General features: G+C 70.8%; 21 protein-coding genes and 1 pseudogene. 15 read left to right on the top strand and 7 right to left on the bottom strand.

Going from position 1 to position 23,351, the window contains the following annotated elements:
* Positions 1-90: 90 nt before the first annotated feature.
* A complete protein-coding gene (locus OG322_RS37375; protein WP_329307541.1) occupies positions 91-648 on the top strand; it encodes a YceI family protein in 558 nt (185 codons plus the stop codon).
* 96 nt (positions 649-744) lie between these two features.
* On the top strand, positions 745-1,215 hold the full coding sequence (locus tag OG322_RS37380) for an ester cyclase (protein WP_124285852.1): 471 nt from the start codon (positions 745-747) through the stop codon (positions 1,213-1,215).
* A gap of 50 nt (positions 1,216-1,265) precedes the next feature.
* On the opposite strand, the gene OG322_RS37385 is transcribed toward OG322_RS37380, so the two are convergent.
* A complete protein-coding gene (locus tag OG322_RS37385; protein WP_123466413.1) occupies positions 1,266-1,694 on the bottom strand; it encodes a pyridoxamine 5'-phosphate oxidase family protein in 429 nt (142 codons plus the stop codon).
* Positions 1,695-1,856: 162 nt separating this feature from the next.
* Positions 1,857-2,816, bottom strand: coding sequence for a quinone oxidoreductase family protein (locus OG322_RS37390; protein ID WP_329307542.1), 960 nt, complete (start codon positions 2,814-2,816; stop codon positions 1,857-1,859).
* Positions 2,817-2,920: 104 nt separating this feature from the next.
* On the opposite strand from OG322_RS37390, the gene OG322_RS37395 reads away from it, so the two are divergent.
* The 3 genes from OG322_RS37395 (at position 2,921) to OG322_RS37405 (ending at position 5,405) form a co-directional block, all read left to right on the top strand.
* On the top strand, positions 2,921-3,391 hold the full coding sequence (locus OG322_RS37395) for a MarR family winged helix-turn-helix transcriptional regulator (protein ID WP_123465143.1): 471 nt from the start codon (positions 2,921-2,923) through the stop codon (positions 3,389-3,391).
* A gap of 39 nt (positions 3,392-3,430) precedes the next feature.
* On the top strand, positions 3,431-3,862 hold the full coding sequence (locus OG322_RS37400) for a helix-turn-helix transcriptional regulator (RefSeq protein WP_329307543.1): 432 nt from the start codon (positions 3,431-3,433) through the stop codon (positions 3,860-3,862).
* Between the two features lie 199 nt (positions 3,863-4,061).
* Positions 4,062-5,405: a histidine-type phosphatase gene (locus OG322_RS37405; RefSeq protein ID WP_329307544.1), complete on the top strand. Its 1,344-nt coding sequence runs from the start codon at positions 4,062-4,064 to the stop codon at positions 5,403-5,405.
* A 47-nt stretch (positions 5,406-5,452) separates the two neighbouring features.
* Here the strand turns inward: OG322_RS37405 and OG322_RS37410 are convergent, their stop codons facing one another.
* A complete protein-coding gene (locus OG322_RS37410; RefSeq protein ID WP_329307545.1) occupies positions 5,453-6,073 on the bottom strand; it encodes a TetR family transcriptional regulator in 621 nt (206 codons plus the stop codon).
* 132 nt (positions 6,074-6,205) lie between these two features.
* Between OG322_RS37410 and OG322_RS37415 the strand changes: the two genes are divergently transcribed.
* From OG322_RS37415 to OG322_RS37435, 5 genes are all read left to right on the top strand, one after another.
* Positions 6,206-7,051, top strand: a complete 846-nt coding sequence (locus tag OG322_RS37415; protein WP_123465149.1) for a class I SAM-dependent methyltransferase — start codon at positions 6,206-6,208, stop codon at positions 7,049-7,051.
* 119 nt (positions 7,052-7,170) lie between these two features.
* A complete protein-coding gene (locus OG322_RS37420) occupies positions 7,171-7,623 on the top strand; it encodes a flavodoxin family protein (protein ID WP_123466417.1) in 453 nt (150 codons plus the stop codon).
* A 452-nt stretch (positions 7,624-8,075) separates the two neighbouring features.
* Positions 8,076-8,927: an ABC transporter ATP-binding protein gene (locus OG322_RS37425; RefSeq protein WP_164494540.1), complete on the top strand. Its 852-nt coding sequence runs from the start codon at positions 8,076-8,078 to the stop codon at positions 8,925-8,927.
* Positions 8,928-8,934: 7 nt separating this feature from the next.
* On the top strand, positions 8,935-9,909 hold the full coding sequence (locus OG322_RS37430) for an iron-siderophore ABC transporter substrate-binding protein (protein ID WP_329307546.1): 975 nt from the start codon (positions 8,935-8,937) through the stop codon (positions 9,907-9,909).
* A gap of 2 nt (positions 9,910-9,911) precedes the next feature.
* Positions 9,912-12,041 carry an iron ABC transporter permease gene (locus OG322_RS37435; protein WP_329307547.1) on the top strand — a complete coding sequence of 710 codons (2,130 nt, stop codon included), beginning with the start codon at positions 9,912-9,914 and terminating at the stop codon, positions 12,039-12,041.
* Positions 12,042-12,104: 63 nt separating this feature from the next.
* Here the strand turns inward: OG322_RS37435 and OG322_RS37440 are convergent, their stop codons facing one another.
* From OG322_RS37440 to OG322_RS37455, 3 genes and pseudogenes are all read right to left on the bottom strand, one after another.
* Entirely contained in the window at positions 12,105-12,674 is a 570-nt protein-coding gene (locus OG322_RS37440; protein ID WP_241200329.1) for an MSMEG_1061 family FMN-dependent PPOX-type flavoprotein, read from the bottom strand.
* Positions 12,675-12,833: 159 nt separating this feature from the next.
* Positions 12,834-13,577: pseudogene (locus OG322_RS41795) on the bottom strand (glycoside hydrolase family 3 N-terminal domain-containing protein); the annotation flags it as partial.
* Between the two features lie 97 nt (positions 13,578-13,674).
* Entirely contained in the window at positions 13,675-14,946 is a 1,272-nt protein-coding gene (locus OG322_RS37455) for an alpha-L-fucosidase (RefSeq protein WP_123465159.1), read from the bottom strand.
* 128 nt (positions 14,947-15,074) lie between these two features.
* Between OG322_RS37455 and OG322_RS37460 the strand changes: the two genes are divergently transcribed.
* The 5 genes from OG322_RS37460 (at position 15,075) to OG322_RS37485 (ending at position 20,723) form a co-directional block, all read left to right on the top strand.
* Positions 15,075-15,845: an AraC family transcriptional regulator gene (locus OG322_RS37460; RefSeq protein ID WP_123465161.1), complete on the top strand. Its 771-nt coding sequence runs from the start codon at positions 15,075-15,077 to the stop codon at positions 15,843-15,845.
* A 106-nt stretch (positions 15,846-15,951) separates the two neighbouring features.
* A complete protein-coding gene (locus tag OG322_RS37465) occupies positions 15,952-17,052 on the top strand; it encodes a substrate-binding domain-containing protein (protein WP_123465163.1) in 1,101 nt (366 codons plus the stop codon).
* Positions 17,053-17,183: 131 nt separating this feature from the next.
* A complete protein-coding gene (locus tag OG322_RS37470; protein ID WP_123465165.1) occupies positions 17,184-17,507 on the top strand; it encodes a hypothetical protein in 324 nt (107 codons plus the stop codon).
* Positions 17,508-17,720: 213 nt separating this feature from the next.
* Positions 17,721-18,086 (top strand): iron chaperone, encoded by a 366-nt coding sequence (locus OG322_RS37480; RefSeq protein WP_123465167.1) that lies wholly within the window; start codon positions 17,721-17,723, stop codon positions 18,084-18,086.
* 423 nt (positions 18,087-18,509) lie between these two features.
* Positions 18,510-20,723, top strand: a complete 2,214-nt coding sequence (locus OG322_RS37485) for an alpha-N-acetylglucosaminidase (protein WP_124285859.1) — start codon at positions 18,510-18,512, stop codon at positions 20,721-20,723.
* 92 nt (positions 20,724-20,815) lie between these two features.
* Here OG322_RS37485 and OG322_RS37490 read toward each other — a convergent pair whose 3' ends face one another.
* Positions 20,816-23,290 (bottom strand): polysaccharide lyase 8 family protein, encoded by a 2,475-nt coding sequence (locus OG322_RS37490; RefSeq protein WP_329307548.1) that lies wholly within the window; start codon positions 23,288-23,290, stop codon positions 20,816-20,818.
* Positions 23,291-23,351 lie beyond the last annotated feature (61 nt).

The raw sequence follows: 23,351 nt of genomic DNA on the forward strand, positions 1-23,351 counted from the left end.
TCGCGTCGCGGGACCCGCGCACGGGCGGCCCGCCGGGGTGTCCCCGCCCGCGCCGCCCGGCAGCGGCACCACCGAACCATGGAGGAAGTCATGAGTTCCGCCCCTGTGACCGGCACGATCCCCGGCTACACGGCCGGCACCTGGAAGGCGGACCCGGCGCACTCCGGGATCGCCTTCGCCGTCCGGCACCTCATGGTCAGCAAGGTGCGTGGCCGGTTCACCGGCTCCGACGTCACGATTGTCACGAGCGAGGACCCACTGGGCTCGTCGGTCGTCGCGACGATCGATGTCGCGTCCATCGGCACCGGCAACGAGCGGCGTGACCACCACCTCCGCTCCGCCGACTACTTCGACGTCGAGAAGTACCCGACGATGAGCTACCGCTCCACCGGCATCCGCCGGACCGGTGACGGCTGGGTCATCGACGGTGAACTGACGTTTCGCGGTGTCACCAGGAAGGTGCCGCTGGCCGTCGAGGCGTACGGGTTCGGCCCGGTCACGTCCGGTGGCCGACGGGCCGGCTTCTCCGCGAGCGCGCAGATCGACCGTCGTGACTACGGCATCCACATCCCGATGGACGGAGTCGGCGGCGTGGTCGGCGAGACGGTGTCGATCAGCCTCGACGTCGAGGCCGTCCTCCAGAGGTGACCGGACCCGGACGGGCTGTCGGACACCGGCGGCCACGCCCTCGCCGCGACCAGCGGCAGCCACCCGAATGTTCGCGCCGACCCGAGGTGAAGCCAGATGTCCACAGACCGGTCAGCCCACAACAGAGCGGTGCTCAGCCGGCTGCATGAGGCCGTCAACCGCGGCGATGCGGAGCTCATTGCGAAGACGATCGACGAGCTGTTCGAGCCGGACGTGCTGATCCGCACGCCCTTGCCGGTCGAGGCGACGGGGGCACAGGCGCTGAAGGAGGTGTTCACGACGCTCTGCCGGGCCTTCCCCGACCTTCACATCGAGGTCGAGGACATGATCGCCGAGGGAGACAGGGTCGTCTCCAGGAACACGGTCACCGGAACCCATCTGGGTGAGTACACGGGCCTCCCGCCCACCGGACGACCGGTCACGTACAACGAGATCTTCATCTTCCGCTTCGCGGGCGAACGAATCGCTGAGACCTGGGGGGTCGTCGACGTCCTCGCGCAGATGCGACAGCTCGGCGTGGCTCCCGGAGGAACTTCAGGACCGCAGCGGCATGACCGCGACGGGTGACCGCAGCGGCATGACCACGGCGGCGGACAGGCCGGTGCGTCCCGCGCTCCTCAGATCTCGCCGAGGTCCGAGCTGAGCCAGCGTTGCGGCCGCATGTGGATGACCGCCTGCTCGCCGTGCTCCTTCCAGGCGAAGTCGACATAGCCGTCGACCTTCTCGGCGGCGAGGTAGCGCGACGACATCTCCACCAGGTGTTCGCGTGTGGCCGGGACGGTGGAGATGACGGGGCCCTCGACCGACACGTACCGGACGGTCGGTGAGACACGGTCGACCATCAGGCAGAACCGGCCCGCCTTGGTGATCGATTTCCCCTTGCGGGAGTCGGGTCCCGTCATGATCCAGACATCGCCGCCCGGCTGGTACTGGTACCAGATCGGGACCGTCAGCGGTGACCGGTCCGGCTCGGCCGCGCTCACGGCCAGTGCGGCGACGTGCGGCTCGGCCAGAAACTGCTCGCGCTCTTCACGGGTCAAAGCCACGAGTGACTCCTTCGTGGGTGGTTTCGTGAACTCCTGGTGCTGCATTATGCAACGTTTGGGACGTTTCGTCCTTGGTGTCGCGGCGCGGGCGGTTCGTGAATCGGCCCCGCGCCGGAGCGGGGCCGGTGCGGGCGGCGGTCGGTGACGTGCGGTACGCGGATGTCAGGGTGTGAGGACGATCCGCTGGCCGGGGGCGGTCGGGGTGTTCCACGCCTGCTCGACCTGGCTGAGCGGGATGAGCAGCGGGTCCACGCTCAGTGTTCCGGCGACGATCTGTTCGGCGAGGGGCGGCAGTTCGGCGACGATGCCCGCGGTCGTCACGGAACCCTGGCCGCTGCCCATGATGTTCAGGTTCGCCGCGCGCAGCAGGGAGGAGGGCAGGGTGATGTTCTGGCCGGCCGTGGACCCGATCTGGATCCAGGTCAGAGCCTTCGAGCGGTCGGCGCGGGCTGTCAGCAGTGCGGGCATGGCCTGCTGGGTGACGTGGCCCCACAGATAGTCGATGACGACGTCGACGTCCGCGGCCGCCTGCCCGAGCCGGTCGGCCACGGTCTTGTCGTCGCCGGTCAGGCTCACCGTCTCGTCGGCTCCGACGCCCTTCAGCAGGCGGAGGCGTTCGGGGTCGCGGCCCGCGCCGATCACCCGGCCGGCCCCGAGGTGTCCGGCGATCTGGACGGCAAGCTGTCCGGCGTTGCCCGTGGCGCCCAGGACCAGGACGGAGCTGCCGGGCCGGAGGGAGATACGGGAACGCAGTGCCACCCAGGAGGACATGCCGGGGTTCATGGCCGCGGCCACGTCGGCCGGGTCGGTTCCGGGCGGCAGGGCGATGGCCCGGCGGCGGTCGACCACCGCCTTCTCCGCCATGGTGCCCAGGGCCGTGTCCGTGGCGACGAAGTAGAGCAGTTCGCCCTCCTGGGTGCGGCCGACCGCGTCGAAGCCGGGGATCAGGGGCAGCGTGCCGTCGGAGGTGTAGTGGCTGCCGTTCGCGGCCGAACGCACCCGAGGGTGCAGACCGGTGGCCAGGACGTTGACAAGGACCTCGTGGTCCCCGGAGGCGCTGGGGGTCGGGAAGCTCTCGAACCGGGGCGGGGAGCCGAAGGACCGTACGACTGCGGCGTGCATGGGGTTCTCCCGTTCCGATTGGGCTGCCGCCACCATTTGGTTTGCGGAGCGTACTAAATCCGAAGGTAGTTTGTGCCACGTACTACGTCAAATAGGCTGGCCCCATGACCCTCGAATCCGACCCGTCCGGCCTTGCCGACGACGGGCCCCTGAACACAGTGGACGCGTTGGTCCAGCTGTCCTTCCTGATCCACCGCATCGTGTCCGCCGCAGGTGGCGAGCACGACCTGTCGGTCATCCAGATCAGGCTGCTCGGCATCCTGCGCGACCGGCAGGCGGGAATGGTCGAACTCGGCCGCCATCTCGGCCTGGACAAGTCCTCGATGACCGGACTGGTCGGCCGCGCGCAGAAGCGCGGTCTGGTCGAGCGCACGCCCTCCCCGTACGACGGCCGCGCCGTCCTCGTCACCCTGACCCCCGGCGGCAGGCGGGTCGCCGAGCGGTGCGCGGACGAGATCGGCCGCCGGGTGACCGCGCTCACCGAAGGGCTGTCCGCCGGTCAGCGCACCCGGCTCACCGAGCTCGCCGCGTCCCTCGTCTCGGCACCGGCCGGCGTTTCGGGGCAAGCCGGTTGAGGGCGGCAGCCGCTGGTCCGAGCCGCGTACCCTCGTCCCATGGATGATCAGCCCCTGGCGGACGCCCAGCGCCTTGCCAACCTCGCGCACCTGCGCCGGGCGCGGGACCTGGTCGACCGCGAGTACGCGCGGCCGCTCGACGTACCGGCGATGGCTCGCCGGGCGCTGATGTCGCCCGGACACTTCTCCCGGGCGTTCCGGGCGGCCTACGGCGAGACGCCGTACAGCTACCTCATGACCCGGCGGGTCGAGCGGGCGATGGCGCTGCTGCGCGCCGGCATGAGTGTGACCGACGCGTGCATGGCGGTCGGCTGCACCTCCCTCGGTTCGTTCAGCTCCAGGTTCACCGAGCTCGTGGGGATGACGCCGAGCGCGTACCGGGCCGGGGACCACAGCGACGTGCTGGCGATGCCCGCGTGCCTGGCCGAGGCGCACACCCGGCCGGTCAAGGACCAACCGCTCAGGCTCTGACCGGTGTTCATCCCCGGGTCCGGGGCCCGCACGTGCTGCCCGTGCCGGGTGGCGGCCCCGGTAGGGCCGGAGGGACGGGTACTCCCCATCGGTGGGCAGCGGCGCATCCGCGCGCCATGTTCCGGACGCACGGGGTTCATCCGGAACGATCATGATGCGAGCGCCCGACCGATGCATCCCGACCCGAACCGGTGAACTCATGCGGAAACGAACCGTCGCCGTCGCTCTGACACTCACCGCCTCCGCGCTGCTGTCGACCGCGCTGCCGGCGCAAGCGGACTCCTCCGGCCACTACGCCACCAAGACTCCGTACGCGCCGCAGCAGAACATCCGCGCGTACCAGCAGGCCCCCAAGGGGTTCGTCCCGGTGTTCACCGAGAACGTCTCCCGCCACGGCTCCCGCGCGGCGTCCGACAGCGAGGACGGCGACCTGATCCTGGCGCTGTGGACGAAGGCGGCGGGCGAGGGGCAGCTCACCCGCGCCGGTGAGCGGTTCGGCGGCGAGACGAAGTCGCTGCTCGCGGCCATGGACAAGGTCGGGTACGGACAGCTCAGCGGCCGGGGCGAGCGCGAGCTCGCGGACACCGCCGCGCGGCTGGAGAAGCGGCTTCCCGCGCTCTTCAGGACGATCGCCAGGAACTCCGAGCAGATCAATGTCGTCAACTCCGGCAAGGACCGCGCCGTCGACAGCGGCAATCTGTTCGCAGCGGCGCTGGCCGACAACGACCCCGCCCTCAAGCCGCTCATCACGCCGGCCAGGACCGATGCCGACCTGCTCTACTTCCACAAGTCGGCCGGGGGCAAGGAATACCGGGACTACGTCGACAACGACAAGCGGCTCGCCTCCACGCTCAAGGAGATCACCGACCGGCGGGCCACTCGCACCGCCGCCCGCAACGTCCTGGAGAAGATCTTCAAGCCGGCCTTCGCCGAGCGGATCTCGGCGGGCGAGTTCTCCTCGATCGGCACCGGGACGCAAGCCGCGCAGGCGGTCTACGCCCTCTACAGCATCGCTCCGGCCATGGCCGACGAGGGCAGCTGGAACATGGGGCGTTACATCGCACCGCGTGACGCGCGGTGGTTCGCCTACCTCAGCGATGCCGAGGACTTCTACGAGAAGGGGCCGGGCTTCTCCGACAGCGACATCACGTACAAGATGGCGAACGTCCTGCTCGACGACTTCTTCGAGAAGATCGACGCCAAGCGGGCCGGGACCGGAGACGTGGGCGCCGAGCTGCGCTTCACGCACGCGGAGGAGATCATCCCGCTGGCCGCGCTCATGGGCCTGCCCGGCAGCACGAAGCCGGCTTCGCCGGCCGAGCCCTACACGTACGCCGACAACGCCTGGCGAGGTGCGTCGGTGGCGCCGATGGCCGCGAACATCCAGTGGGACCTGTACCGGAAGGGGAACAAGTACCTGGTGCGGATGCTCTACAACGAGAAGCAGACCGCGTTCAAGCAGGGCTGCGAGCCGGTGTCGAAGGGCAGCTACTTCTACGACGCCGACGAGCTGAAGCGCTGCTTCGGCCGCGCCGCGTCCTGACAGCCCGCGAACGGGAGCAGGGCCGCGGCGGCGGGTGGTCCCGGCGCCTACTCCCCGGCCGGGGCATCGCCGGAGGCGTCCCCGGCAGCCCCCGCGAGCATGGCGATCAGCCCCCGCACCTGCTCCCGGGGGCCGGGGGCGCCCGACCAGCCCGTCATCAGGAGATGATGGGTGGTTCCGACCACGGCGAGCGCGACCGCGGCCGTGTCGGTACCGGCCGCGAGGCGGCCCAGGCGCTGTTCGGCGTCCAGGTATCGGGTGATCGACTCCTGGATCGCCGAGAAGCCCGGCGCTCCCGACTCCAGTGCCCGGCGCAGCCGCAGGGAGGCGGCGGGGCGCGTCATGGCCAGGCCCGCGATCGTCGGACCGCCGGAGTCCAGTAGCGCGAGCGCGACACCACAGAGGTTCCCGGCCGCCGTGCCCTCGCCCGCCCGTCGGGGGAGTGCCTCGGCCTCCCGCGCGGTGTGCGCGAACCTGTCCAGCACCAGATCGGCGACGAACTCGTCCAGGCCGGCGAAATGGGCGTGCAGTACGCCCTTGGCGCAGCCCGCCTCTCCGGTGATCGCCCTGCTGGTCAGGGCGCCCGGCCCCTCACGGGCCAGCACGCGTTCCGCCGCGGCGAACAGCCGCTCCCGAACGTCCGGCATCGCCACTCCACGCGGTGACATGAGGCTCCTCCCGATGTGATGCCGCGGCCCGCCCGGGCAAGGCCCGGGTTGTCAGTATGGGCGCGCGCCCATACTGTATGGGCATACGCCCATCATAGGTCCGGCGTTCCCGCACCCAGCAGGAGGCACCCGATGCCCGACATCGCCAACACCGAGCAGGCACAGGCATGGAACGGCTACGAAGGCACGTACTGGGCGCGCAATCAGGACCGTTGGGACGCGGTGAACGGGGGCTTCAACGAACCGCTGCTCGCCGCCGCCGCGATAGGCGAGCGGGACCGGGTGCTCGATGTCGGCTGCGGAGCCGGAAAGACGGCACGGCTGGCCGCGCGGCGAGCGGCCCGCGGGCGGGTGCTGGGGGTCGACCTGTCGCTCCCCATGCTGGAGCGCGCCCGGCTGACGGCGGCGGGCGAGGGCGTGGGCAACGCGACGTTCGATCACGCGGACGCCCAGGTCCACCCCTTCGAGTCCGCCGCCTTCGACGTGGCGATCAGCCGCTTCGGGGTGATGTTCTTCGCCGACCCCGTCGAGGCCTTCGCCAACATCGGCCGCGCCCTGCGCCCCGGAGGCCGCCTGGCGTTCATCTGCGCCGCGGACGCCGGGGGCAACGAGTGGATCCGGGCCATGGCTGTGCTGCGGGACCACCTGCCCCTCGGGGAGTTCGGGGCGCCGGGCGGTCCGGGCATGTTCTCCCTGGTCGATCCGGACCGCATCCGCACGGTGCTGTCCTCGGCGGGGTTCGTGGACGTCAGCCCGGTGGGTGTGGAGGCGTACGGGAACTGGGGGCGGAACGCCGAGGACGCGGCGGACTTCCTGCTGGACAGCGGTCCCGGACGCCATCTGACCGATCAGGTGGACCAGGAGATCCGGGACCGCGCCCGTGAGGCGCTGGTGAACCGCCTGCGCGACCACGAGGAGCGGGGCGCCGTCCGGCTGCGCGGCACCGCCTGGCTGGTCACCGCGAGCCGCCCGGCGTGATCGCGCCGGGCAGGCCGGAATCGGTGCGCGCGCCCGGAGGCCGAGCGCCCGTGGTGCGCTCATCGCGAGACGTGTGCCTCGCTTGCGGCCGGGAGGCGGGGGCGGCAGGGTTCGGGGGTGTGGCCACTTTGCTGATCGTGCATCACACGCCCTCGCCGAACTGCCAGGCGCTGTTCGAAGCCGTCGTCTCCGGTGCGACGACGGAGGGGATCGAGGGCGTCCGGGTCGTGCGGCGCGCTGCACTCGCCGCGACGGCGTCCGACGTGCTCGCCGCCGACGGCCTTCTGCTCGGGACCCCGGCCAACCTCGGCTACATGTCCGGCGCCCTCAAGCACTTCTTCGACCAGGTCTACTACCCGTGCCTTGATGCGACGAGCGGCCGGCCCTTCGGGTACTACGTGCACGGTGGCAACGACGTCACCGGCGCCGTGCGGGCCATCGAGTCGATCACGACGGGGCTGGGATGGCGCCGGGCGGCGGACGCCGTGACGGTGACGGGCGAGCCGGGCAAGGCCGATACCGAGGCGTGCTGGGAGCTGGGGGCGACGCTCGCGAGCGGCCTGATGGACTGATCGCCCGGGCCGCCACCGGCCACTTCCGACCACCACGGGCCCTGGCCCGACGGCGCCCGCCGGCATGGCCGGGGGCGCCGTTCCCCATGCCGCGGAACCGGGGCGATGTCCGCTTGCCGGTCCGGAGGTTGCCGCTGACGTCACCCGGCGCGACCCCGCCGCCGACATCCGCCTGCTCGTCCGCGAGGACGGAGTCCGTGGCTGCTTGGGGGAGTTCTGGCGCAAGTTGCTCAGAGGGGAACCGGGGAGTCGGCGGCAACGTCGAGGGTGCGCGCTCGCGAGCGGTCCTGCTGGCAGCCGTGGTTGCCGGCCCCCTCTCCCGTGGGAGCCGGAAGCCGCGGGACGCGTCTGACCGGTGACCGGTTTTCGGTGTCTAGTTAGGTTAGGCTAACCTTCGCCGAGTGATCGTGACTGCACTCGACAGAGAACACACCCCACCGCGTCGTCACGCCGTGGTCGCCCCCGGCGATGCGGCCCCCGGCGCTCCGTTCGGCCTCGCCGCCACCGGCGTCACGGTCGCCTACGACGGCGTCGATGTCGTGCACGGGGCGGACCTCCGCCTGCCCAACGGGCAGGTCACCGCACTGATCGGCCCGAACGGCAGTGGGAAGTCGACCCTGTTGCGTGCCGTCGCCCGCCTGCACCGAGCCCGCGCAGGAAGCGTGACGATACGGAGCGAGGGCAGCGACGCCGTCGATGCCCTCGCCCTCTCCCGCACCGATTTCGCCCGGCGGGTCACACTGCTGGCGCAAAGCCGCACGACCCCGGCGGGCCTCAGCGTCCGCGAGGTGGTGGGTTTCGGCCGCCACCCGTACCGCGGCCGACTGCGGGGGAGTGACCCGGACGGCGCGAGGCTCATCGAGCACGCACTGGCCATCACGAACGTCGCCGACCTCGCGGACCGCGGCGTCGAGAGCCTCTCCGGCGGCCAGTTGCAACGCGTCTGGTTCGCCTGCTGCCTGGCACAGGACACCGAAGTGCTGCTGCTCGACGAACCGACCACCTATCTCGACCTGCGCTACCAGGTGGAGATCCTCGACCTCGTCCGGGATCTCGCCGACACGCACGGCGTGACCATCGGCGTCGTCCTGCACGACCTGGACCAGGCCGCCGCGGTGGCGGACCGGGTCGTCCTGCTCTCCTCGGGGCGCGTCGCCGCCGCCGGAACCCCGGCCCAGGTGTACGACCCCGAACTGCTGACCGACACCTACGGAATCCGTATCGAGGTCGAATCCGACCCGTCCACGGGCACCCCCCGCACAAGAGCGGTGGGAAGACACCACCTCCGGCTCGAAAGGCCCTGAACCCTCCATGACGACCAAGCACTGGGCATGGCCCGTGATCGCCGGGACCGCTGCGATCACGCTCGTCGGCTGCGGCACGACCGAGGCACCCAAGAAGGAGGCCGCCGCGGACACCACACTGACGGTGACCGACTCACGAGGCAAGAAGGTGAAGCTCGACGGGCCCGCCAAGCGCGTCGTCGGCACCGAGTGGAACGTCGTCGAATCGCTCATCACGCTGGGAGTCGACCCGGTCGGCGTCGCCGACGTGAAGGGATACCGGGCCTACGACACCGCGGCGCCGCTGGCCGGCGGCGTCAAGGACATAGGTACCCGCGGCGAACCCAGCGTCGACACGGTCGCCGCCCTCAAGCCCGACCTCATCGTGGCGACGAACGATCTGTCGGACTCCGCCATCAAGCAGCTCTCCAAGGTGGCCCCCCTCATCGTGGTGCGGGCGGCGGACGCCGGCCGGCAGATCGATCAGATGACCGACAACGTCAGTCTTATCGCCGAGGCCACCGGAACCGAGGCCAAGGCCAAGACCGACATCGCGGCATTCCGTCAGAAGCTCGCCGACGGAAAGAAGAAGCTCGCCGCCGCCGGACTCGGCGGAGAGGAGGTCGCCTTCGCCGATGGCTGGAAGGCAGGAAGTCAGGTCTCGGTGCGCCCGTTCGCGAAGGGCTCCCTGATCACCGACATCAACACCGAACTCGGCCTGGTCAGTCCATGGGCCATGAAGGGTGACAAGGGCTACGGCCTGGCGGCGACGGACGTCGAAGGACTCACGAAGATCGGCGACGCCCAGTTCGTCTACATCACCAACACGACGGAGAACAGCGACCCGTTCGCCGACGGGCTCAAGGACAACGCGGTGTGGAAGTCACTGCCCTTCGTGAAGAACGGAGACGTCCACCGGCTGCCCGACGGCATCTGGATGTTCGGCGGCACCGCGTCGATGACCCAGTACACCGACGCACTCGTGGACGCACTGACCAAGTGAACGTGATCACCCCTACGACGAAGGCCGAACGAGTGCCGCCGTCCGCCCAGACGGAGGAACCGCCCTCCGACGGGGCGGGCCGGCCGGCCCGCCGCGGACCTCTGTCCCTCCTGGTCCTCGGGGCGCTCCTCGCCCTGCTCGCTCTCATGGCCGTGCACATCAGCCAGGGCACGGCGACCGTCGGACTGCACACCCTGTGGCGGGCCTTCGCCACCCTGTGGACCGGCAACGACGGGGCCGGCCAGGCGGACGCCGTGCTGGTCGCCTCCCGGCTGCCGCGACTCGCCGCCGGGCTGGTCGTCGGCTGCACGCTGGGCACGGCGGGCGCCGCCCTCCAGTCGGTGTCGCGCAACGTGCTGGCCTCGCCCGACACGCTCGCCGTGAACGCCGGCGCCTACCTCGCGGTCGTCGCCGTCGCCGCGTTCGGCATCACACTGCCGGCCCTTCCCGCGGGCGGCACTGCCCTGATCGGCGGTCTGCTCGCCGCGGGCATCGTGCTGGGACTCGCCCGCGCCGGCGCCGGCCCCACCCGGCTGGTGCTGGCCGGTTCGGCCCTCATGCTCGGGCTCAGCGGCCTGAGCCAGATGCTGCTGCTCCTGCGCCCCCAGCAGACGACCGGCCTCTACGCATGGGGCAACGGCTCCGTCGCGCAGATCGGCATGGAGACGATCGATCAGCTCGCCCCGGTCGCGCTGCTGGCGCTGGCCGGACTCATCGCGCTCGGCAGGCGGCTCGACATCCTCGCGCTGGGCGACGACGGCGCCGCGGTCGTCGGCGTCAGCCCACGGCTCACGCGGACGATCGTCGTCATTCTCGCCGTGGTCCTCTCCGCTGTCGCCGTCACCGTCGCCGGCCCCATCGGCTTCGTCGGGCTGTGTGCGCCGGCGATCGTCCGGCTGGCGGGTGGCCGAGTGCCCGAACTCCTGCGGCACCGGGTGTTCCTTCCCGCGTCCGCGGTGGCAGGCGTACTCGTCGTCCTGGGCGCCGATGTGCTGCTGCGTGCGCTCTTCGGAGCCCAGGCCGGTGCCACCGTGCCGACCGGCATCGTGACGAGCTTCCTCGGCGCCGTCGTACTCGTCGTCCTCGCATACCGCTCCCGTGACGCGGGCGCCGCGGGCTCCGAGGCGGCGTTCGCCCGTCTCCGCGGCCGCCGAGCCTTCGTCGTCACCCTCGTGGCGGTGGCCGGGGCGCTGGTCACCGCTGTCGTCGCGTCGACGCTCCTCGGCGACGCGCCCCTGCTGCTCGGCGACGTGGCGAACTGGCTCATGGGCAGGTCGGGAACGTTCGTCTCGTTCGTCCTCGACACCCGGATGCCGCGGATCGCCGCGGCGCTGCTCGCCGGAGCCGCTCTGGCGGTCGCGGGGACGGTGGTGCAGGCGGTCTCGCGCAACCCGCTGGCCGAACCCGGCATCCTCGGGGTCGTCGGGGGAGCGGGAGTCGGCGCTGTCATCACGTTGACCGCCATCCCGCTCGCGAGCTTCTGGCTGGTCGGCGGATCGGCACTGGCCGGGGCCGCGGCCGCGGCCGTGCTGGTCTTCGGGCTCGCGGCACGGCGCGGACTGGAGCAGAACCGGCTGGTGCTGATCGGTATCGGTGTCTCCGCGGGGGCGGCCGCCCTGGTCAGCCTGCTCATCGTGCTGACCGACCCGTACAACGGGACGAAGGCCCTCACCTGGCTCTCCGGCTCGACCTACGGACGCTCGTTCCCCGAAGTCCTCCCGGTGCTCGGTGCGTTGGCCGTGGCACTGCCGATTCTCGCGGTGCGGCGCCGCGAACTCGATCTCATCGGCCTGGACGCCGACACTCCGAGACTGCTCGGCATCCGGCTCGGCACGACGCGTCTGGGACTGCTCGTCATCGCCGTCGTGCTCACCGCCGCGGCGGTTGCGGCGGTCGGTGTCATCGGCTTCGTCGGACTCGTGGCACCGCACGCGGCCCGTGCCGCTGTGGGCCAGCGGCACGGACGGGTGCTGCCGGTCGCCGCGCTGATGGGGGCCCTGCTGGTGGTCGTCGCCGACACAGTCGGCCGTACGGTCATCGCGCCCGCACAGATTCCGGTGGGAATCGTCACGGCGGTGATCGGCGCCCCGTACTTCGGCTGGCTGCTGTGGCGGTCCAACTCCGGCAGATAGCAGGGCCGTTCCGGGTCGGTGCACGGCCGCGCCCGGGGGGAGCCGGTCAGGCTCCCGCGCGGTTCACGCGGCGGCCGGCCCGGCGGCCCGCTCCCAGGTCTCCGGCGACCACAGTCCCGAGCGGCGGAGGGCCGCCGGGCAGTGGCGGAAGATCTCGTCGATCTCGACGACCAGGGCGAGCTCCGGTCGCCGGCCCTTCACCGTCAACGAGTCGAAGAACGGGGCGTCCGTGAGGACGCGGGCACGGCCGTTGATCCTCAAGGCGTCCATCACTCCGGGTATCAGGTAGAGCAGGCCCACGTGCGGGTTGGACAGCACGTTGTGGAAGCTGTCGCAGCGCCGGTTGCCCGGACGGTCGGGCAGGGCGAGGGTGCCCGCGTCGAGCACCCGGGTGAATCCGGGGCCGTCACCGCGCGGGGTGACATCACAGTTTCCGGCCGCGTCGGACGTGGACAGGGTGCAGAACGGCGACCGGGCCAGCAGGTCCAGGTCTTCCTCGGTGAGCCGGTCGTGAACCTTGTCGATGACGATCGGGTGCGGCGGGCCGAGGATGCTCCGCAGCTCGTCGGCCGAGCGCAGAGGTACGGCTCCGGCCAGTACGTCAGGTGCAGGCGCGGGCGCCAGATTCGACAAGGGGTGCTCCATGCCTGGGTGAAGGATGCCGCAGCGAGGCGCTGAACAGGCATTGTTAGGTTTACCTTACTTGAACCTCCGGGAGTTCCCAGGGCCGGGGAACTCCCGGAGCGCCGCGGAGGGCTCCCCCTCAGCTGCCGCTGGTCCGAGCTGTCACGGTCAGCCGGACCTCGCGGGTGTGGTCCGAGGACGGACCCGTCCCGATCGCGAACTCTCCCGGCTCCACCGCCGCTCCCACGCGCGGGTGACCGAAGCCAGAGCCGGCGCCCCCAGCGGGAAGGAGACCTGGGCCCGCTCTCCGGGCACCACGCCGATCCGGGCGAAGCCGCGCAGCTCCCGTACTCGCGGCCATGACGTCGCGCCGATTACCCGGCGCACGTAGAGCTGCACCGTCTCCCCTCGGGCGATCCGCTCGCTCAGGAGCTCCGGCGCCGGGGCCGCAGGACCCTCCCCGGTAGACGGGTGCTCGAAGAGGCCGAGCCGGAACTTCAGCGGCCGACGGCGGTGTCCAGAGTGCTCTCGTCGGCCAGGCCGCGCCGCACGGCCTCCTCCAGGCGGGGGAAGCAGCCGTCCCACAGGCTCAGGCCGGTCCCCGCCTCCAGCGTCATCGCCCCGGCCGCCACCGGGTCCCCGGCCGGCCGCCCCGGCCGGCGCGGCCTCCAGATGGATCTCGTGCAGCTCGTGGGCGCCCAGCTCGGTCGCCGCACTGCTGCGGCCACCGGCCGTCGCTCCCTGCCCGGCGAAGTGCTTGAGCACGACAGCCGCCCGCTCCGGCCCGAACTGCCGGTCCGGGGGCCCCTGGACGCCGCGCACCAGGGCGTCGGTGAACCGTGCCGCCAGGTACGGCTTCTCACCGAAGCACTCCTGCGCGCGGCCCCGGCGCGGCTCGCGCACCAGGTCGAGACGCCGACCTGTCGGGCGGGTCGGGGGCTTCGGCCGGTGACGGGGACGCGGCAGGCGGAACCGGAGGGCTGTCCCGCCAGGGATTGCGGGACAGCCCTCAGTCGCGACCCTTCCCCCGGTACAGCTCCAGCTCACCGTCGAGTTCGACCGCCAGTACGGTGGCGTGCGGGTCGACCTGACCGGCGGTCGGGGCATCGATCCACAGGACCCCCGGCACCTGGCCGAGCCCGCCCGTCACCCGGTGCGGCAGGACGTCTCCCGTGGCCAGGACCGAAACGCGCTTCACCGGTGTGCTCAGCCCTCTGACCGACACCGTCTCGTGAGGGGTGCCGAAGCAGATCAGGTACAGCGTCCGGCGGTCGGCCGAGAGGGTGCTGGGTCCGTAGTGGTGGCCGGCCGGGAGACCGGCGCCCGTACCGTGGACCGCCTCCGTGTGCGGGGCGATCCAGTCGCCGAGCCCGGTCAGCCGGTCGGCCTGTTCCTGCGGGATCGTGCCGTCCTCCCTGGGCCCCACGGCCAGCAGCAGATTGCCGCCCATCCCGATCGTCTCGGTGAAGTAGCGGACCAGCTGTCCGACCGACTTCTGATTGGTGTCCGCGTGCTGGTATCCCCAGGAGTCGTTGACGGTAAGGCAGAGCTCCCACGGGCCCTCCGGGGCCTCGGTCGGCAGGCCCTGCTCCGGGGTCGCGTAATCCCCGTGACCGGTCATCCGGGCATTGAGGACGGTGTCGGGAAGGACGGAGGCGACGTCCCGCGCCAGCTCGTCCATGCGCCACTGCTCCTCGCTGCGCTCCCACTCACCGTCGAACCAGAGGAGATCGGGGCGGAAGCGGTCGGCCACCTCGCGGACCTGGGCGGCGCGGAACTCCAGGAACCGTTCCCAGCGCTCCGGGTCCTCCTGGCCGGCCGGCGGCGCGCTGAATCGGGAGTCGACGAGTGCGGCGTCCCGGGGGGCGGGGTGCCGCACCGTGGCGTAGTCGGGATGGGACCAGTCCGAGTGGGAGAAGTACAGGCCGACCTTGAGCCCGCGCTCGCGCAGTGCCTCCGTGTACCCGGTGACCAGATCGCGGCCCGCAGGTGTACGGGTGGCCACGGAGAGGTCGGAGTGGAGGGTGTCGTAGAGCGCCACCCCGTCGTGGTGCTTGGCCGTCAGCACCGCGTATCCGGCGCCCGCACGGGCGAAGAGATCGGCCCACTCCCGGGGGTCGTACCGCGAGGCGGTGAAACCGTGCAGCTGGTTCATATAGCGCTCGTAGGAGACCTGCCCGTTGTAGAAGGACCAGGACTCCGCCACACCGTCCACGGCATAGATCCCCCAGTGCACGAAGATCCCCAACTTGGCATCGCCGAACCATTTCTGCATCGCCACAAGGCACTCCCGCGTCCATCAGGCCCGGTGCGCGTCCTCGCGCACCCGTCACACCCGTCCTCCCACGCTAGGAGCCGGACCGGGGCGGGCGCGTGGGCCCGGTTCACCACTACTGGTAAATTCTCACCATGATCCCCATTCACCTGAGCGAGCCGCCCAGGGTCGCCGCCGTGGGGGTCGGTGTCCACGGGACGACCGCCGCGTGGGACGTCTTCCAACTGCCGGACCTGTGGCAGCTGCACCTGTACGGCTACGAAGGCCGGCTGACCGTTCGCGGCGAGGTCCACCCCATCCGGCCCGGCCATGTGAGCCTCGTGCCACCGGACACCCCGGTGGAGTTCCGGTACCGGGGGCGGTCCGAGCACCTCTTCGCGCATCTGTCGCTGCCGGGGACGGGCGACCCCTGCTCGGTGCCGGTGATGCAGGACGCCGGGCCGCACGCCACATCTCTGTCCGAACTGTTCCGTCGCGCCATCGCCGCAGCGCCCGCCGCACCCGCCCAGGCATCGGCGGAGCTCTGGACAGCCCTGTGGCGGGTGGCCCGGCTGCCGCCCACCGTGAGCCGCTCCGTCCCGCACCCCGCTGTCACCGCCGCCGTCGCGTACATCGAGGCGCATCTGGCCCGCCCGCTGGCCGTACCGGACATCGCGAGTGCCGCCGGAGTCTCGCACAACCACCTGACCCGGCTGTTCCGGGCGGAACGCGGTGACACCCTCGTCGCCTACATCAGGCGCCGGCGGCTGGAACGGGCCGGGCATCTGCTCCGGGAGTCGACCCTCTCCATTCCCGCGGTCGCCGCCTCGGTGGGCATCACGGATCTGCAGGCCTTCAACAAGGCCTGCCGCCGCGAGCTCGGCGCCTCCCCACGAGCGGTACGGGCCGGGGCCGGATCCCGGTGAGTGAATGAACGTATTGAACGCAAGCGTTCGATACGCTGTCCGGCGATACCGCGACCTGCGGGGAGTCGCTCTCCGCGGCCGTCCGGCCTTGCCACAGGGGGAGCCCATGCGTCTGCATGTCGACCAGCGCCATGAGCGGGTACTCGAACTCGTCCGACAGCGCGGCAGCCTCCGGGTCGCCGAGCTGGCCTCCGAACTCGGCGTCTCCGCCGTGACCTTGAGACGGGACGTGGAGACGCTGGCGGCCCGGGGCAGCTTGCGGCGGCTGCATGGGGCCGTGGTGTGGCCGACGGACCGGCCCTCGGAAGCGGCGCGGATCCCGAGCGCCGACGGCGCGGTGATCGGAATGATCGTGCCGACCACCACCTTCGTCTTCGCCGACATCGTGCGGGGTGCCCGGGAGACCGTGGAGGCCCAGGGCGGCCGGCTGGTGCTGGGCATGTCGGGCTATGTGGACACCGAGGACCCGGTGCAGGCGGATCATCTTCTGGCCGGCGGCGCCGAGGGCCTGCTGATCGCACCCAGCTGGTTCGGCGGGGTGCCCGCCGACGGTCAGGAGAAGTGGCTGCTGGAATGCCCCGTCCCGGCCGTCCTGGTCGAGCGCTCGGCGCCGGCCGGCAACCCCGCCGCGGGACTCGACCGGGTGCGTACCGACCGGGCTCACGGCGCCGCGGAAGCGGTGGGCCACCTCGCCGGACTCGGGCACCGGGCCGTCGCCGCGGTGCTGCAGGAAGGGCCGCACGCCGCGCAGATCACCGCGGGATACCTGGCAGCCGTGGAATCACTCGGACTGATCCCCGTGCCCGGATCACCGGTCATCAGGGCGCACGGCGAGTACGACGAGATGGCGGAGTACCTCGTCGGCGCGGTCAGGAACCAGGGGGTCACCGCAGTCCTCGTCCACAGCGACGAGGACGCGATCGTGCTGGTGCCCCGGCTGCGGTCGCGCGGCGTCAACGTCCCCGCCGACCTGGCTCTCATCGCCTACGACGACGAGGTGGCCGGGCTGTCCGACGTACCGCTGACGGCCGTCGCACCGCCGAAGCGCGCGGTGGGCGAGCTGGCGGCGAAGCTGATCCTGCAGCGGCTGGCTGAGCGGGCGTCGGGAGCCACGCCGACGCCCCGCCAGCACCTCGAACTGTTGCCGGAACTGCGGGTACGGGAGTCCTGCGGTGCGGGCGAGGCGGCTCGGGGAGCACAGGACTAAGGGCTTGCAGAGGACGTAAAGAAATTCATTAGACAGACAAATCTCTGGTCTTGCCGTCGGTAAGGGCAGGCATCATTTTGTACGTGTGGCGACGCGTATAGGGTATGGAAATTTTATACGAGGGGGTAACCGTGAAATTTGTTGTCATTATTTCCGGCATTCTCGTCGTGGGCACCATTGCCTACATTGTTCACCTCTTCATTCGTGGCCATAAGATCGAGACGCACGGGCGGGACATTAAGGCCCTGGTGGAGGATGTTCGCCATGTCGGCACAAATGACAGCGGATCCTTCGAAATAGCATATCGTCTTTCATGGTGCGAGGGTGACGTGACGAGACGCGTGGATGGCCGGGATACTATTCCCGCCTCCCGCATGTCAAAGGTACGGAAGGGCTGCGAGGTTGATATCAAATACCTGGACGATGCTCATATTCTGTTTATTTTCGACACGTAGAAAATGCGGGAGGATTTCGAGCCGGTTCGATCCTCGACCCACTGTGAAGTCGTCCCGATCAACGGTCCCCGCTACCGGCTGAAGAACCGCCTCCAGGTCATTGAGAGCGAGACGGATGTGGCCTGACGGGTGGGGGCGAAGAAAGGTACGTAACTGGGGACCTGGGCCGTGATTGAAAAGTTCGGCATCGCCGGGATGGAATAGGCTCACTGCATGGTGCAGAGCAGTGCGGTAAACGTCGACGGGTATCTGGCCGAGGTTCCGGAGGAGCGCAGGGATGTCCTGACCAGGCTGCGGCAGTTGTGCCGGGCTGAGCTGAAGGGGTTCGACGAGGTCATGGCGCACGGCATGCCCGCGTACGAGCGGAACGGCGTCGCCGAGATCGCGTTCGCGAGTCAGAAGCAGTACATCTCCTTCTACCTCATGCGGAGCGATGTCCGGGAGGCGTTCGAGGGAAGGCTGGCCGGGCAGGACATGGGCAAGGGCTGTCTGCGGTTCCGTAAACCGGGGAGCATCGACTTCCGCCTGGTGCGAGACCTGCTGAGGGCCACTGCGACCGTCCCGGGCAAGATCTGCTGACAGCAGGGGCGCGGAAGTCTCCGCCCCACAACATGATCCGAACCAGGAACGCTCTCTATGTCCTCCCGGCGGGGCCCTGCCGGCGTCACCGCGTCAAGAGGCAGCGCACGCTCCCGATGCCCAGGACGGCGATGCCCCGCTTCAGGCCCACGGCGCGCCGATCTCCGATCCGAGTGACCGCAGTGGCCAGGTGCCGCACGCCGAACCGCGGAATCCAGGATTCCCCGGCCGGGTCCCACACCGCACCGGGAGCGGCGCGACCCGGGGCGCGGGCCGCGCCCATGGTGGTCAGCGGTCGCCGCCATCGGTATGAGGCCGGGAATCCACCCCGCACCATCGCTTGACCCCGCGCCTTCGGCTCGTGCAAGGTCGCCGGTCAGTGGCTCGGTCCCTCCTCCCCACTTCTCCGGTTGGAGCTTCCCCATGAACATCAGCCGTCGCACGATCATCGGCGCCGTCGGCGCCGCCGCGGCCCTCGGCGCAGCGAGCGGCACCGCGGCCGACGCGTCACCGGGACGATCCGCCGCCTCCCGCGCGCTGGCGCGGCTACTGCCCCACCACCACGACCAGGTCACCTTCCGCACCGTTCCCGCCAAGGACGGAGCCGACGCCTTCCGCGTCTCCGGGACAACCGGGCACATCACGGTCGAAGGCACTACTCCCGCCGTTCAACTCACCGGATTCCACCACTACCTGAGGTCCACCGCACACGCCCACTTCTCCTGGACGGGCGAACAGACCGCCCTTTCCCGGAAGCTGCCAGGTGTCACGGAGCCCCTGGTCAGAGCGGCGAACGTAGCCCACCGCTATGCCCTCAACGACACCAGCGACGGCTACACCGGCCCCTACCAGGGCTGGGACTACTGGGAGCACGAACTCGACGTCCTCGCCCTGCACGGCTACAACGAGGTCCTCGTCCACACCGGCGCGGACTCCGTCTACCACCGCACATTCATGGAACACGGCTACACCGACACCGAGATGCGCGCCTGGATCGCCGGGCCCGCCCACCAGCCGTGGTGGCTGCTGCAGAACATGTCGGCGTTCGGTGGCCCCGTCTCCTCGCAACTCCTTGACCGGCGACTCGCGTTGGGCAGGCGCATCGTGAACCGGCTGCGCGAACTGGGCATGACGCCGGTGCTCCCCGGTTACTTCGGTACGGTCCCGCCCGGCTTCGCCGACCGCAACCCGGGAGCCCACGTCGTGCCGCAGGGCGACTGGGTCGGCTTCACCCGCCCCGACTGGCTCGACCCGCGCACCGAGAGCTTCACCCGGCTCGCCGAGACCTTCTACCGAGTCCAGAGCGAGCTCCTCGGAGACTCCGACATGTACAAGGTCGACCTCCTGCACGAAGGCGGAGTACCGGGAGACGTCCCCGTCGGTGACGCCGCCCGCGCGGTGGAGAGCGCGCTGCGCACCGCGCATCCCGGTGCTGTCTGGAACATCCTCGGCTGGCAGACCAACCCGCGGCGCGAGATCATCGACGCCGTCGACAGGACGAAGCTGTTCATCGTCGACGGTCTCTCCGACCGGTTCCCGACGGTCACCGACCGCGAGAAGGACTGGGCGGGGACCCCGTACGCCTTCGGCTCGATCTGGAACTTCGGCGGCCACACCACCATGGGCGCCAACACCGCCGACTGGGCGGAGCTGTACGGGAAGTGGCGCACCAAGCAGGGAAGCGCGCTGGCCGGCATCGCCCTGATGCCCGAGGCTGCCGACAACAACCCTGCGGCGTTCGCGCTCTTCAGCGACCTGCCATGGACCGAGGGCCCACTGGAACTCACCACCTGGTTCGACCGGTGGGCGGTCCAGCGGTACGGAGCCCCCGACCGGCACGCCACCGCCGCCTGGGACACGCTCCGCCGCACCGCCTACGGCACAACCCGCCAAGACAGCTGGGCCGAAGGGCACGACGGCCTCTTCGGCGCGCGCCCCTCGCTCACCGCGTCCCACGGGGCGTCCTGGTCGCCCGCGGCGTTCCGCTACGACCCCGCCGAATTCGCTGCGGCGCTGCCCGAACTCCTCGCGGTCGCAACGCCACTGCGCAGGAGCACCGCGTACCGGTACGACCTGCTCGATGTCACCCGGCAGGTCATCTCGCACCGCAGCCGCGTACTGCTCCCCCTCATCAAGACGGCGTACGACACCGCGGACCGGCCGCGGTTCGCACGCCTCACCGATGAGTGGTTCGGCTGGATGGAACTCCTGGAGGACGCCGTGTCCACCGACTCCCGCCACCTCCTGGGCCGTTGGGTTGCCGACGCCCGCGCATGGGGTGCCACCGCGTCCGAGCGGGACCGGCTCGCACACGACGCGCTGTCGCTCCTCACCGTGTGGGGCGACCGCTCCGCCTCGGACCGCGGTGGACTGCACGACTACGCGAACCGCGAGTGGGCGGGTCTGGTCGGCGGCCTCTACACCCTCCGCTGGAAGACCTACTTCGACGAGTTGGCGGCGGCGCTGGCCGAGGACCGCGCGCCGGCGGCCGTCGACTGGTACGCGCTGGAGGACACCTGGGTGCGCACCCGCCGTCCGTACGCCACCAGGCCCTCCGGCGACATCGTCCGAGTCGCCCGCAAGGCCGCCGCGCTGGAACGGGACGCCGCCGCACGGGACGCCGCCGCGACGAGCTGACACCACCAGGTGCCCCGCCGGGGGCAGACACCTCCGCCGGCCGGAGAGCGGCGGCCCGCGGAGGTGGCGGAGCCCGGTGGCACCGGGGACCGTCAGGCCGTGCGGACCCTGACCCGGTGGGTCGCTCCGTAGCTGCCGCTCAGGTCGCCGAACGTGAGGGTGAGGGCGGAGCCGGTCCGGGCACCGGTGACCGCGGGGTCCTTGGAGAGAACGGACGCGACCGGCCGCTTCCAGGTGAGGGTCAGGCTCTTGACGCTGCGGGACGGGTCGGCCACCGAGACCGTCGCCGTACCGTCGCGCCTCTCCCGGATCTGTACGCTCACCGGTGCGTCGGCCGTGACCGTGCCGACCGTTCCTGAAGCCCAGAAGTTGATCCCGGTGAAACCGAGCGAGGGTACGCGGATGCCGTGCTGCCGGGAGGTGTTGGCGAGTATCCGCAGCCACAGCGGGTCGAGGGCGCGGGCGGCGGTGCGGAGCTCGCCGGCGCCGGGCATGAGGATGTACGCGTACGAGGCATCCCGCGGGTCCGTTCCGTGGTCCTGCCACAGAGTCAGATAGCGTCGGGTGAAGGGGGCAGGCGAACTGCCGGCGTTGATGTCCTTCCACGCGCCGGTGCGCTCCTCGCGCAGTGCGCTGATCCGGCTGCCGCCCGCCTGTGGGAAGACGTAGCCGGCGTGCCCCTGGATGTGCGCCCACCTGGTGTGTGTCCGCGTGGTGCTCCAGCCCTGGGCGGCCGGCTGCGGGATGCCGTTGAGGGTGAGTGCGGCGGTGCCCGATGCACCGAGGTTGCGGTTGTCGATCACCGTCTCGACCGCGGCGCCGTCGGCCGAGGTGATGCCCGCGCCGAGGCAGACGATCGAGTCGTCGAGCCAGAACCACGACTTCCGAGCGGTCATCGTGCTGTCGATGCCCCGCAGATGCTGCCCGGTGGTGCCGAACTCGCCGTCGGTGGTGCCGCCCACCCAGGTGGTGTCCGGCTTCGGATTGCCCCAGTTGCCGCCGAATCCGTCCGAGAGGAGCTTCTTCGAGACGGTGACGCCGGGCAGCCGGTACGGGTCGACGGTCGGCCAAAAGGTGTCCGAGTACTGCGCCAGACCGTGGTCGCCGCCCCACCAGGACAGCCAGCCCGACCCGGTGTGGTAGCCGCGGGCGTGCTCGCCGTTGCCGAACTCGTAGTGCGCGATGCGGGCGGAGGCCATGCTGACCGACGCGCCCCAGTCCCGGCGGCGGTGGGTGGCCCGGTCCATGTTGTGGAAGGTCCGGTGCTCGGCCGGCTCGGGCGACGCCTTGACCGTGTCGTCGTCGGCCAGCTTCTGCAACAAGGCCGTGTTGACCAGGCTCAGTTTCGGATTCCTGAGGGCGGGACCGTACGAGTCGCGTTGCAGCCAGCCCTTGACCATGGAGTTCCAGCGGGCCCGCTCCTCGGCGCTCGCGCCCCGGCCGACCAGGACGACCGAGGCCATCACGCTGTGCGCGCGGGTGTGGTCGTCCTGGGGCAGCTGGAAGGCGTCGGCCTCCGTCAGTCCGCGGCTGATGCCCCGGCTGGAGACGTTGTCCATCATCAGGCCGTTGTAGATGAAGGGCGCGATGGCCTTTTCGACGGTGTCGAGGAAGAGCTGACTGCCCGGGTCGTCGACCTGCCACGTCGAGTCCCGCAGCAGTGCGAACAGCCGGCCGAGGCCGTCGTGGAGCACCGCTCCGTAGCCCCCGATGTACGGGACGTCGGTGTGCTGGACGAACGAGCCGTCGGCGTAGAAGCCGTCGCCGGAGGTGACGTACGGGAAGACGGGGGACAGGGCGTCACGGCCCAGCGCGATCTTGGCGGCGCTGTCGCCGACGACACCGCGCAGGATGATCCCGCGGCACAGGTCGACCCGGTTGGCACCGGTGCTGGTCCCGGTGTACTTCGCCACGGCCGAGTCCGGCAGGAACCTGTCCACGGACCGGCAGTAGGTGGCCAGTTGCTCGGCCGACAGCTGGTCGTGGAGCAGCACGGCGGTGTCGAGGAGTGCCTGCGGGGAGCCGATCTGGAAGTTCCACCAGTTACCGAACGGTGCGGCGTCCGCGCTGTAGACGTCCGAGCAGAGGTGGTCCAGGCCGGTGACGACGGCGTCGCGCAGGGCCTGGTCCCCGGTGACCCCGGTACCCGGCTGGGCGTACGCCTGGGCCATGGTGCTCAGCCGCGTGAAGCTGTCGTTCATCCGGGCCGAGTAGCCGTACGACTCCTGGTCGGTGTCCGGGGACGGATCGGCGTAGCCGAGGCCGGGCCAGAGCGAGCCGGCGGCCGGAGCCATGGTGGCCCGGAGACCTGTCGCCTGGGTGCCGAGCGTGGCGAGCTTCGACCGGAAGGGTTCCGCGGTCGGGCTGAAGCCCTCACCGAGGATCAGCGTGCGCCACTTGGCGCGCAGGGCGGCGAATGCGTCGTCCGCCTCGGTGGCGGCCGGCGCCTGGGCGACGGGTGCGGCCGAGGCGGTGCCGGTCTCGGCCAGGCCGGCCGCGAGTGCGGTGCCGCCGGTGGCCGCGAGGAAGGTGCGGCGGGACCAGGGGGACGGGGGAGGGGGCGTCATGGGTGCTCCGGAGGCCGGGAGATGGACGGGAGAGCGTGGTGAAGTCAGCCGGTTTTTAACA

This window comes from Streptomyces sp. NBC_01260 (assembly GCF_036226405.1).
GTDB classification, from domain to species: Bacteria; Actinomycetota; Actinomycetes; order Streptomycetales; family Streptomycetaceae; genus Streptomyces; species Streptomyces laculatispora.